The organism is Novosphingobium sp. BL-S-34 (genome assembly GCF_056857015.1).
In genome coordinates this window covers 819,850-832,308 of record NZ_CM166472.1, presented here as the reverse complement: position 1 = coordinate 832,308, position 12,459 = coordinate 819,850, and the positions used below count along the sequence as shown (strand labels likewise).

9 protein-coding genes are annotated in these 12,459 nt (G+C 65.6%); 7 read left to right on the top strand and 2 right to left on the bottom strand.

Translation table 11 applies throughout. From position 1 onward, the window contains the following. Nucleotides 1–14: 14 nt before the first annotated feature. Nucleotides 15–1,427 carry a glutamate ligase domain-containing protein gene (locus AC1VV3_RS03905; protein ID WP_431566855.1) on the bottom strand — a complete coding sequence of 471 codons (1,413 nt, stop codon included), beginning with the start codon at nucleotides 1,425–1,427 and terminating at the stop codon, nucleotides 15–17. 53 nt (nucleotides 1,428–1,480) lie between these two features. On the opposite strand from AC1VV3_RS03905, the gene AC1VV3_RS03900 reads away from it, so the two are divergent. From AC1VV3_RS03900 to dnaN, 5 genes are all read left to right on the top strand, one after another. Beyond that, nucleotides 1,481–2,308 (top strand): LD-carboxypeptidase, encoded by an 828-nt coding sequence (locus AC1VV3_RS03900; RefSeq protein WP_431566854.1) that lies wholly within the window; start codon nucleotides 1,481–1,483, stop codon nucleotides 2,306–2,308. Nucleotides 2,309–2,385: 77 nt separating this feature from the next. After that, entirely contained in the window at nucleotides 2,386–3,321 is a 936-nt protein-coding gene (gene fabD / locus AC1VV3_RS03895) for an ACP S-malonyltransferase (RefSeq protein ID WP_132263220.1), read from the top strand. Nucleotides 3,322–3,430: 109 nt separating this feature from the next. After that, nucleotides 3,431–4,195 (top strand): 3-oxoacyl-[acyl-carrier-protein] reductase, encoded by a 765-nt coding sequence (gene fabG / locus AC1VV3_RS03890; RefSeq protein WP_132263218.1) that lies wholly within the window; start codon nucleotides 3,431–3,433, stop codon nucleotides 4,193–4,195. 22 nt (nucleotides 4,196–4,217) lie between these two features. After that, on the top strand, nucleotides 4,218–4,670 hold the full coding sequence (locus tag AC1VV3_RS03885; protein WP_431566970.1) for a GNAT family N-acetyltransferase: 453 nt from the start codon (nucleotides 4,218–4,220) through the stop codon (nucleotides 4,668–4,670). A 186-nt stretch (nucleotides 4,671–4,856) separates the two neighbouring features. Next, a complete protein-coding gene (gene dnaN / locus AC1VV3_RS03880; protein ID WP_482961959.1) occupies nucleotides 4,857–5,975 on the top strand; it encodes a DNA polymerase III subunit beta in 1,119 nt (372 codons plus the stop codon). A gap of 123 nt (nucleotides 5,976–6,098) precedes the next feature. Here dnaN and AC1VV3_RS03875 read toward each other — a convergent pair whose 3' ends face one another. Then, nucleotides 6,099–7,469, bottom strand: coding sequence for an FAD-dependent oxidoreductase (locus tag AC1VV3_RS03875; protein WP_482961958.1), 1,371 nt, complete (start codon nucleotides 7,467–7,469; stop codon nucleotides 6,099–6,101). Nucleotides 7,470–7,655: 186 nt separating this feature from the next. On the opposite strand from AC1VV3_RS03875, the gene AC1VV3_RS03870 reads away from it, so the two are divergent. Together AC1VV3_RS03870 and lepA are read left to right on the top strand one after the other, a co-directional pair. Then, a complete protein-coding gene (locus AC1VV3_RS03870; protein ID WP_431566853.1) occupies nucleotides 7,656–10,364 on the top strand; it encodes an EAL domain-containing protein in 2,709 nt (902 codons plus the stop codon). 66 nt (nucleotides 10,365–10,430) lie between these two features. Then, complete coding sequence (gene lepA / locus AC1VV3_RS03865; RefSeq protein ID WP_132263211.1) at nucleotides 10,431–12,233, top strand: translation elongation factor 4; 1,803 nt, start codon at nucleotides 10,431–10,433, stop codon at nucleotides 12,231–12,233. Nucleotides 12,234–12,459: the final 226 nt, after the last annotated feature.

The following is a 12,459-nucleotide window of genomic DNA, read 5'->3' as shown; positions in this document are numbered from 1 at the left end:
CCGGGGCTGACGTTTCAGAGCCTCGCCAGCAGGTCCTTCGCGAACACCGTCAGCGTATCGTCTCGCGCGCCCATGACGACCACGCGGTCGCCGGGTTTGGCGATTTCGGCGATGCGAGCGGCGCAGTCTTCGCGGGAGGGTACGTACTCGGCCTTTCCGCCATCGGCCTCGATCAGGCGCACGATGCGTTCGCTGCCTTCGGAGCGGTCCACGGTGCCGCCGAAGTAGACCGGATCGCACAGGATCGTCATATCGTCCGGCCCCAGCCTGGTTGCCAGAACTTGCGCCAGTTCACGGCCCATCTGCTTGAGCGGGCCATAGCCGTGGGGCTGGAAGAACGCGATCACGCGCCCCGGATGGGCCTTGAGCGTTGCCAGCGTGGCGGAAACCTTGTCCGGGTTGTGGCCGAAGTCGTCGATCACCGTCACGCCCGAGGGAGAGGTGCCGACGATGTCGAACCGCCGGGCCAGACCGACGAAGCTGCCGAGCCCTGCAACCGCATCGGCCACGGCAACCCCGGCCGCGTTGGCGGCGGCAATGGCGGCCAGCGCGTTGTAGAGATTGTGACGCCCCGGCACCTTGAGTACGAGCGCGTGTGAAGATCCGTCGCGGCGATCGAGCACGGTGGCGGTCAGCGAAGTCGGGCCTTCGACTACTTCGGTCGCGCCGATCTGCGCGTCCGGTGAGGTGATTCCAAACGTCACCAGAGCCTTGGCATGCGGGGCGAGGGCGGCGGTCTCCGCGTCGTCGAGATTGATCGCCGAAACGTCCGCGCGGCCCAGGAAATCCCCGAAAAGCTGGCGCAGTTCCTCAAGGCTCTTGTGGTCCAGGCTGACATTGCCAAGCACCGCTACCTTGGGGCGATAAAGCGCGATGGAGCCGTCGCTCTCGTCCACTTCCGACACGAAGACCTCGCCCTCACCGACGCGGGCGCTGGCGAAAGGCGCGTCGGGGCTGGCGAAGTTCTTCATCACCGCGCCGTTCATGATCGTGGGGTCGCGGCCCGCATGAGTCATGATCCAGCCGGTCATGCCGGTGACAGTGGACTTGCCCGATGTGCCGCCTATCGCCACACCGAAAGGAGCGGCGTTGAACAGCGTCGCCAGAAGTTCGGCGCGGCTCATGCGCGGGCAGCCGAATTCCTTGGCGCGGACCACTTCGGGCACGGTATCTTCAACGGCCGCCGAAGCCACCAGCGTCTGCTCCGCGCCGGTGATCCCGCTGCCGTCCTGCGGGTGCAGGTCGAAGCCGAGGCTCTCCAGCCAGGCGAACTTCTCGGGCGTGCGGCCCTGGTCGCGGCTACGGTCCGAGCCGGCGACTTGCGCGCCGTGGCCCTTGAGGATCAGCGCGAGCGGCAACATGCCCGATCCGCCGATGCCGCAGAAGAACCAGGGATGTGAAGTGAGTTCGTGATGCGCGGAAGTCATGACGCTTCGGTATGCGGCCTTGTTCGTCCTGACAACCTCGATAGGAAGGTGCCATGACCCGTATCGCAGTTTGTGCACCGTCCACCCCGATCACCCGCGAGGATGCGGAGGCCGTCACCGCGCTTGCCGCCGCCGAGTTCCCCGATGTGGAGCTGGCGATCCACGACCAGTGCTTCGAGGTGGAGGGCCACTTCGCCGGCAGCGATGCGCGGCGGATCGCGGCGCTGGTGGAATGCGCGAACGATCCCTCGGTGGACGCGGTGTGGTTCGCCCGCGGCGGCTATGGAGCCTGCCGCGTCGCCGAAGCGGCCATCGCGAAGTTCACGCACGATGCGCAGGGCAAGACGTTCCTCGGCTATTCCGATGCCGGCTATCTGCTCGGCGGCCTCTACCGGGCGCGGATCGGCAAGCCCGTTCATGGCCCGATGCTGGCCGACATCCGGCGCGAGGGCGGCGCGGAGGCGGTGCGCCGCGCGCTTCGCTGGCTGACCGGCGATACCTCGGGCCTGGAGCCGACCGGAGACGATCATCCGCGCGTCGCCTTCAACCTGATGACGCTGGCGATGCTCTGCGGCACCCCGCTGATGCCGGGGCTCGCCAAGCATGTCGTGCTGGTGGAAGAGGTGTCGGAGTATCTCTACGCGGTGGACCGCCTGTTCTTCCACCTGACTGCGCATCTCGGCGGGGTGGCGGGATTGCGGCTTGGCCGGGTCAGCGACGTGCCCGAAAACGACCGCCCGTTCGGCGTCGAGGCCGAGGAGATCGTGCGTCACTGGTGCACGCACCATTCGATCCCCTACCTTGGCCGCGCGGATATCGGCCACGATGCGGCGAACCGTATCGTGCCCTTCGGGCTTGCAGAGCGGCTCCAAGGTCAATAACGCGCCGCGCCACACAAGAATTTCAAAAATCGGCAGGGCGCAACCGTAGGGCCCGCCGGACAGAAGGAGCCGCCAAGATGCGTGCATTCGTTTTCCCCGGACAGGGCAGCCAGAAGGTCGGCATGGGCGCCGAACTCGCCGAAGCCAGCGCCGTCGCGCGCGAAGTCTTCCAGGAAGTGGACGAGGCGCTCGGCCAGAACCTCTTCCGCGTGATGACGCAGGGCCCCGAGGAGGAACTGACCCTCACCGAGAACGCCCAGCCCGCGATCATGGCCAATGCCATCGCCGTGCTGCGCGTGCTGGAGAAGGAAGGCGGCGTGACGCTGGCCGACAAGGCGGACTTCGTCGCCGGGCACTCGCTGGGCGAATATACCGCGCTCTGCGCCGCCGGTGCCTTCAGCCTTGCCGACACCGCGCGTCTGCTGAAGCTGCGCGGCCAGTCGATGCAGGCGGCCGTTCCGGTCGGCCTTGGCGCGATGGCGGCACTGCTGGGTGCGGACATCGAGAAGGCCACCGAACTCGCTGCTGCTGCGGCCGAAGGTCAGGTCTGCACCGTCGCCAACGACAACGACCCCACGCAAGTCGTGATCTCGGGCCATCGCGAGGCCATCGAACGCGCTGTTGCGCTGGTGAAGGACTTCGGGATCAAGCGCGGCGTGCTGCTGCCGGTTTCGGCGCCGTTCCACTGCCCGCTGATGCAGCCCGCTGCCGACGCCATGGCCGAAGCCCTGGGCAAGACCCCTCCCGGCAGCCTGCATGTGCCGCTCTTCGCCAACGTCACTGCCTCGGTCGTCACCGATCCCGCCGAAGTCCAGCGCCTGCTGGTCGAGCAGGTCACCGGCCGCGTCCGCTGGCGCGAAAGCGCCATCGCCATGCGCGAAGCGGGCGTCGAGACTTTCGTCGAACTCGGCGGCAAAGTGCTCGGCCCGATGATCAAGCGCTCGGCCGGCGAAGTGGAGGTGATCTCCGCCGTGACCATGGCCGAGATCGAGGAGCTGGCCAAAACCCTTTGATCCGCGTCGTCCCGGGCTTGACCCGGGACCGCAGGAGGCATGAAGAAAGGTCCGTTCAGCGGGCCAGCGCTCCCCGCCTTGGGAGAGCGCGTCACGGAGATTTGAAAAGATGTTCAACCTCAACGGAATGACCGCCCTCGTCACCGGCGCCTCGGGCGGCATCGGCTCCTCGATCGCCCGCGCGCTGGCCGCGCAGGGTGCGCGCCTGGCCATCTCGGGCTCGAATGCCGACAAGCTGCGCGCCTTCCGCGACGAGCTGGACGAGCACACCCCGCAGCATGTGCAGGACGTCGATCACGTCGCCATCGCCTGCAACCTCGGCGATCCCGAGCAAGTGGAGAAGCTGGTTCCCGCCGCGCTCGAATCGCTCGGCAAGATCGACATCCTCATCAACAACGCCGGCATCACGCGCGACAACCTCGCCATGCGGATGAAGGACGAGGAGTGGGATCAGGTCATCAAGATCAACCTCGAATCGACCTTCCGCCTGATGCGCGCCGTCACCAAGCCGATGATGAAGGCGCGCTTCGGCCGCATCATCAACGTCACCTCGGTCGTCGGCACCACCGGCAATCCCGGCCAGATGAACTACTGCGCGGCCAAGGGCGGCATCACCGCCATGTCGAAGAGCCTCGCGCAGGAACTCGCCAGCCGCAATGTCACTGTGAACTGCGTCGCGCCGGGCTTCATTCGCACCGCGATGACCGACGTTCTGCCCGATGCGCAGAAGGACGCGCTGAACGGCCGCATCCCGATGGGCCGCATGGGCGAGGGCGAGGATATCGCTGCCGCCGCCGTGTTCCTCGCCTCGAAGGAAGCGGGCTACGTCACCGGCCAGACGATCCACGTCAACGGCGGCATGGTGATGATCTGACAGGACGCGCGGGGTCGTGCGGATGGTGAGGGTCGAACCTTGCGATCCGCGCGAGCCCGATGCGGCCGCGATGATGGCGCGCCTTTCGGGTGCGCTCGCCGCGATCACCGGCGATGGCGGCACGGCCTCGTTCGATCCGTCCGACGTCCTTGTGCCCCGCTCCCTTTTCGTGCTGGCGCGGGACGGGGAGGGCGCCGCGATCGGTTGCGGCGCCTATCGGCCTCTCGAAGGCGATATGGCCGAGATCAAGCGCATGTATGCCGAGCAGGGCTGCGGCGCGGCGCTCCTGGCCAAGCTGGAAAGGGCTGCATCGGCCGATGGCTATCGACAGGTCTGCCTTTCCACCCGCAAGATCAACGAACGGGCGACGGCCTTTTATCGGCGGCACGGCTACCTGCCCATTGCGCCTTATGGGCGATATGCGGGCCGGAAAGAATCGATCTGCCTGGGCAAGGCGTTGATTGAAGCAATTTGACGGGGCGGAGCACGAAGCGCGTTCGAAGTGGACGAAAAACGTCTAAAGTCCCCTCATTTATCCCCAGATTCACCGGTACCCGGTCAATACTCGCTTGCCGCATGCCTTCCGTTCGCTAGAGATATTCGTCCTGAAATTCGGGATGTTTTGCATCCCTTGCCCGATCAAGGGGGACTAAAGGCTGTCATGAAGGCCACCATCGAACGTTCCACGCTCCTGCGCTGCCTGTCGCACGTGCAGTCCGTTGTCGAGCGGCGCAATACCATTCCCATTCTCTCGAACGTCCTGATCGAGGCCTCGGGCACCGGGTCCTTGCGCATCATGGCGACCGACCTCGATCTGCAGGTCGTCGAGACGCTTGGCGTCGTCTCGGTCGAGCAGGCCGGCGCGATCACCGTTTCCGCCCACTTGCTGTTCGACATCGCGCGCAAGCTGCCCGATGGCAGCCAGGTGAGCCTCGACGCTTCGGACAACCGCATGGTCGTGAAGGCCGGACGCAGCCGCTTCCAGCTTCCCACCTTGCCGCGCGACGATTTCCCGATGATCGCCGAGGGCGAGCTGCCGACCAGCTTCGAGATTCCGGCCGCCACGCTGGGTCAGCTGATCGACCGCACGCGCTTTGCGATCTCGACCGAAGAGACGCGCTATTACCTCAACGGCATCTTCCTCCACGTTTCGGACGAGGAACTGAAGGCCGCGGCCACTGACGGTCACCGCCTTGCGCGCTTCACCCTGGCCCGCCCGGACGGCGCCGAGGGCATGCCCGATGTGATCGTGCCCCGCAAATGCGTCGGCGAGCTGCGCAAGCTGCTTGAAGAAGCGCTCGCTACCAATGTCCTGGTCGATCTTTCGGCCAGCAAGATCCGCTTCACTCTGGGCGGCGAGCACGGCGTTGTGCTGACGAGCAAGCTGATCGACGGCACGTTCCCCGATTACACGCGCGTGATCCCGACCGGCAACGACAAGCTGCTCAAGATCGATCCCAAGAGCTTCTTCGAAGGCGTGGACCGCGTGGCGACCATCGCCACCGAGAAGACCCGTGCCGTGAAGATGGCGCTGGAGCAGGACCGCGTGACCCTGTCCGTCACCTCGCCGGACAACGGCACGGCAGCGGAAGAAGTCCCGGCGGACTACTCTTCGGATGGTTTCGAGATCGGCTTCAACGCCAACTATCTCAAGGACATCCTGGGCCAGATCGACGGCGATACCGTGGAACTCCACCTTGCCGACGCCGGCGCGCCGACGCTGATCCGCCAGGACGAGAAGAGCCCCGCGCTCTATGTCCTGATGCCGATGCGCGTCTGACCGGACGGTTCGATCGAACAGGAAAAGGCCGGGGTTCACCCCCGGCCTTTTTTGTTGGCGCCGTAACCGCCGCTGTCACCGCCGCCGTCCGGGCTGCCCTGGGCCCGGAGCGGCAGCCTGCTCTCAGCTTTCCTGGATCGAGGGGTGGGCCTTGGCGATCATGCGGTCCACTTCGGTGAACTTCTCGCGCGGGGCGCCCTGGCGGGCATTGGCGACTTCGGCCTCGTCGATCTTCTGCCACTCGGTGAACTTCACGTAATCGATCCCTCGCTCGGCGGCGAGGGCGTCGAAACCGGGACGTCCGGCCTTGCCGCTGCCGGCTTCGCCCAGGGCGCCGACATCGGCGTCGATCTTCTCCACGATGGCGAAACCATCGGGGCGGTTGGTGCCGATCGTGCCGGTCGGTCCACGCCGCGCCCAGCCGACGCAGTAGAGGCCGGGCATGATCCGCCCATCGACATTGGCAAAGCGGCCACCCTGCTCGTCGTAGGGCACGTCGGGAATGCGGGAGGTCTGATAGCCGATGCAGGCCACGACGATTCCGGCCGGCACATGATAAGTCTCGCCCGTTCCCATTGGCTTGCCGTCAACCAGCCGCGTGCGTTCCACCTCCACGCCTTCCACCCGGTCGGTGCCGAGTATGGCGCGGGGCGCGGCGAAGAAATCGAACTCGATTCGCACGTCGCGGTCCGGGCAGGGCGCGTCGTCGGCCATGCCGGTGCCGTTGTCGTTCGCGCTGCCGCCCGCCATCGCGAAGCTGCGCAAGTGGCCCATGGTCTTGCGCATGCCCGGATCGAGCGCCGCGTCTTCCGCCAGGGGCGGCAGGTCGGCGGGATCGACGCGGGGGCAGGCGCGCGAGAGCTTCGCCAGTTCGCCCAGCTCCTTCGGCGTCATCGTCACCTGGTGCGGTCCGCGCCGCCCGAGAATGACGATGCGCCTGATCCGCGAGGCTTCGAGGGCGGTGAGAGCATGGGCGACGATGTCGCTCCCTTCGAATTCGGCGCCGGACTTGGCAAGGATCCGCGCCACGTCGAGCGCGACATTGCCGTTGCCCACGACCACGGCCGTGTCATGCGCGAAATCGGGATGCAGCTCCGCGAATTGCGGATGCCCGTTATACCAGCCGACGAAGGAGGCGCTGCCGAAGACATTGGGCAGGTCTTCTCCCGGAAGGTCCAGCCTGCGGTCGTTCGGCGCGCCCGTGGCGAGGACGACGGCGTCGTAGAGGCCGCGCAGTTCGTCGATCGAGATGTCCCGGCCCACCATGACATTGCCGACGAAGCGCACGTTCTCGCTGAGGGCGGTGGTTTCGTAGCGGCGGGCCACGCTCTTGATCGACTGGTGATCGGGGGCAACGCCGGTACGGATCAGGCCGAAGGGGACGGGCGAGGAATCGAAGATGTCGACCCGGACGCCGTCTTTCCATTGCTTGAGCGCTGCCTCGGCCGTGTAGTATCCGGCCGGTCCCGATCCGACGATGGCGATGTGTCGCATGGATTTTTCTCCCAAGCGGGCGGAACCTGGGCAAATGCGCCCGCCAGCAAAGAAGCAAACACGGCTGCGGACCGGCGGCAAGCGAAATCCGGCAGATCTGGCGAGATGTGCCATATCCGGTCGACAATGGGTTTGGTTGTCGGGACTTAACACTTTCGCAATGGCCGCGCGGCAATAGCCGATGCGATGGCGAGGAAGGGATTCAACAAGCTGCCGGGGGCACCGCGTGAAGACGCGCAGAACCCGCATGCCCCTGCGACTCGTCCCGAGGCCCAGAACCGGCCCGGCATTCCGAATTTCGCCTTTTTGCGCCCGCGCGGACCGAGCAGCGATCCCCTTCATTTCTTCATAGCCCGGCGCTGGGAACTCATGGCGCCGGCCATGGTCTGCATCATGGTGGGGCTGGGCGTCGTCTCGCACAGCGCGCCGGGCCGGCTGCCCCTGGCGCTGTCCTTTGCGGCCATGCTGCTCTGTCTTGGCGCGCCGCTGCTGGCGACCGTGGAGAACAGGTTCCATCATCGCAGCTGGAAACGCTATCCGCTGATGTTGCTGGCGGTGGCCATGCCCATGCTGCTCTTCGGCGTCGCCGCGGCGCAATGGACTCAGGATACCGCCGCGCTCGACTGGCGGCTGACCGTCAAGGGCTATGGCATTCTGGTTCTGCTCGCCACCGTGCTGCTCGACCGCCGCCTGACCTCGATCGTGGCCGCCACCGTCGGTCTCTGGGCCGGCGCTGCGGCGCATTCCGCTTCCACCGCGACCCTGGGCATGCTGGGCGCGGGCCTGGGCATCGGCCTTGTCGTGGCGATGCGCCAGGCGCGGCTCGGCGCCGAGGAATCGGCGCACCGGGCGGAGCAGGAACGCGAACGGCACCGTGCCGAGGAACTCCTGCGCGAATATGAGGATACCGGGCAGGGCTGGTTCTGGGAAACCGACCGCCGGGGCTGCATCGCCTACGTCTCGCCGCGCATTGCCGAACTGCTCGATACCGAACAGATCCAGCTTTACGGACGACCCTTTCTGAGCCTGTTCCGCCTGCGCGCGGAAGACCATGACAGCGAGCGGACGCTGGCGTTCCACCTCTCGACCCGCTCGTCCTTCCAGGACGTGACGGTGCGGGCGGCGACGAACGAGAAGGACGAGCGCTGGTGGTCGATCAACGGTCGCCCGGTGCTCGACCAGTTCCACAATTTCCTGGGGTTCCGCGGCTCGGGCATAGACCTCACCGAAACGCGCAAGTCGCAGCAGCACGTCACCCAACTGGCGCGCTTCGATTCGCTGACCAAGCTGGCCAACCGGTTCCAGATGTCGGAATGGCTGGAAAAGGTCATCAACTCGCCCCGCATCGAGAACCGCGCCTGCGCGGTGTTCCTGCTGGATCTCGACCGCTTCAAGCAGGTCAACGATACGATGGGGCATCCGGCCGGCGACGCCCTGCTCAAGCAAGTGGCAGAGCGCCTGCGCGTGACCGTGGCGAACATGGGCCGGGTCGGACGGCTGGGCGGCGACGAGTTCCAGGTCATCCTGCCCGGCTATCACCAGCACGAGGGGCTTGGCCATCTCGCCCGCCGGATCATCGAGAATCTCTCGCAGCCCTATTCGATCGACGGCACCCGCGTCATCATCGGTGCTTCCCTGGGCATCGCCATGTGCCCCGAAGACGGTACCACGGTCGAAACGCTGATCCGCAATGCCGACCTCGCGCTCTATGCCGCCAAGGGTGGTGGCCGCGGGCGCCATCATTTCTACGACGACGATCTTCATTCCGACGCCCGCGAGCGCCAGCAGCTTGAACAGGACTTGCGCGACGCCATCGACGCGGGCGCGCTGGAGCTGCACTACCAGCCGCAAGTGCACACCACGACCGAGAAGATCACCGGATTCGAGGCGCTGCTGCGCTGGAAGCATCCCAAGCACGGCTATCTCTCGCCCGCCAAATTCGTGCCCGTGGCCGAGGAAACCGGCCTGGTGGCGGAAATCGGCGAATGGGCACTGCGAAAGGCCTGCAGCGATCTGGCCGGCTGGCCGCACGCGGTGCGCGTGGCCGTGAACGTCTCGCCGCTCCAGTTCGCCAATACCGAACTGCCGGCGATCGTCGCGCGCGCGATCGCCGATTCGGGCATCGATCCCGGCCGCCTCGAACTGGAAATCACGGAAAGCGTGTTTCTGGGCGAGGATATCTCCACCGAGGCGATGTTCAGCGCCCTCAAGGATGTCGGCGTACGCCTGGCGCTCGACGATTTCGGAACCGGCTACTCCTCGCTCGGCTATCTGAAGAAGGCGCCGTTCGACAAGATCAAGATCGACCAGAGTTTCGTGCGCGGCGCCACCATCGAGGGCAGCCGCAACGGCGCGATCATTTCCTCCATCGTCAGCCTCGCCGAGGCGCTGGGCATGGAAACGACGGCGGAAGGAGTGGAGACGCTCGACGAACTCGATCTGGTACGCCTGCTCGGATGCAGCCATGTCCAAGGCTATATCTATGAAAAGTCGCTGACTTCCGCCGAAGTCGTGGCGCGGCTGGAGCGGGGGTTGATCGCGGTGGCCGTGGGCCCGCGCTCGGCCCGCGCACCTCGCCAGACCATGCTGCGCAAGGTCGTGCTGGAGCACGGCGGGCACATCTATCACGCCACGATCCGCAACATCTCCAGCACCGGCGCCATGGTCGAGGGCTTGTGGAACGTGCCCGCGGAGACCCAGTTCGGCATTCATCTCGCCGACGACAATGTCGTTCTGGCCACCGCGCGCTGGTGCCGGGAGGATCGCATGGGCGTGGAATTCGTCCGCCCGCTCGAACTCGATGCCACCGGCGGGGTGCAGTTCACGCCGGCCCGCGCCGGTCCGGAATCGGCTCCGGAAGGCGGCGATGCGGGATTGCTGCGCAAGGCCGGCTGACGCCCTACCCGAAAATGCGCGATCACCGCATTTTCAAACGATCCAAGCGCTGCTAACGGCGCTTCCATGACCGAACTCGCCCAGATCCGAAATTTCTCGATCATTGCCCATATCGACCACGGCAAGTCGACGCTTGCCGACCGTCTGATCCAGCGCACCGGTGGCCTCTCCGACCGTGAGATGAGCGCCCAGGTGCTCGACAACATGGACATCGAGAAGGAACGCGGCATCACCATCAAGGCGCAGACCGTGCGCCTGAACTACACCGCGTCCGACGGGCTCACTTATGAGCTGAACCTGATGGACACGCCGGGCCACGTCGACTTCGCTTATGAAGTCAGCCGCAGCCTGGCCGCCTGCGAAGGCGCGCTGCTGGTGGTGGACGCCGCGCAGGGCGTGGAAGCGCAGACCCTGGCCAATGTCTATCAGTCAATCGAGCACGACCACGAGATCGTCCCGGTCATCAACAAGATCGACCTGCCTGCCGCCGAACCCGAAAAGGTGCGCCACGAAATCGAGGAAGTGATCGGCATCGACGCTTCCGAAGCCGTGCTGGCCTCCGCCAAGTCGGGCATCGGCATCGACGAGATCCTCGAAGCCGTCGTCGCCAAGATACCTGCGCCGAAGGGCGACCGTACCGCGCCGCTGAAGGCCATGCTGGTCGATTCCTGGTACGATCCGTACCTGGGCGTCGTCATTCTGGTGCGCGTGATCGACGGCGTCATCAAGAAGGGCTTGAACGTCAAGTTCATGCAGGGCGGCACCGATCACCTGGTGGACCGCGTGGGCTGCTTCACGCCCAAGCGCATCGACCTGCCGGAACTCGGTCCGGGCGAGATCGGCTTCATCACCGCGCAGATCAAGGAAGTGGAGCAGGCCAAGGTCGGCGACACCATCACCACGGTGAAGGGCGGCGCGACGCAGGCCCTGCCGGGCTACAAGGAAGTGCAGTCCGTGGTGTTCTGCGGCCTGTTCCCGGTCGACGCCAACGACTTCGAGAAGCTGCGCGAATCGATTGGCAAGCTGCGCCTGAACGACGCCTCCTTCAGCTTCGAGATGGAATCGAGCGCGGCGCTGGGCTTCGGCTTCCGCTGCGGCTTCCTGGGTCTGCTGCATCTGGAAATCATCCAGGAGCGCCTGAGCCGCGAGTACGACCTCGATCTCATCACCACCGCGCCGTCCGTGGTCTATCGCCTGACGATGACCGACGGCACCGTGAAGGAACTGCACAACCCGGCCGACATGCCCGATCCCGTGAAGATCGACTTCATGGAAGAGCCGTGGATCAAGGCGGTGATCTACACGCCGGACGAATACCTCGGCTCGATCCTGAAGCTCTGTCAGGACCGTCGCGGTATCCAGAAGGACCTGACTTACGTGGGCGGCCGCGCCCAGGTGACCTACGAGCTGCCGCTGAACGAAGTGGTGTTCGACTTCTACGACCGCCTGAAGTCGATCAGCCGCGGCTATGCCAGCTTCGACTACGAGCAGATCGGGCTTCAGGAGGGTGACCTCGTGATGATGAACATCCTCGTGAACAACGAGCCGGTCGATGCGCTGTCGATGGTGGTCCACCGCAGCCAGGCCGAACCGCGCGGCCGAGCGCTGGTGGAACGCCTGAAGGAACTGATCCCCCGGCACATGTTCAAGATCCCGATCCAGGCCGCCATCGGCGCCAAGGTGATCGCGCGCGAGACGATTTCCGCGATGCGCAAGGACGTGACCGCCAAGTGCTACGGCGGCGACATCACCCGTAAGAAGAAGCTCCTGGAAAAGCAGAAGGAAGGCAAGAAGCGCATGCGCGAGTACGGCAACGTGCAGATCCCGCAGGAAGCCTTCATCGCCGCACTGCGCATGGGCGAGGAATAAGTCCCGCCCGACCCGGCGGCGGTTCGAATGACCGCCGCCGCCTCCATCATTGAAACGCTTGTCCGTCCGCGCCGAGATGTCGGTGCGGGGTGGCCGGATGCTCGCGCCCTGGTTCGCGCCCGTTCTTGACCGGATGCGGGGTAAATCAGTTCATTTCCGATCCAATTCCCCTTGGAATTCGCTGAAATCGGTTGCGACTCGTTGCCTGAGCAAGGTTGGTTAAGGT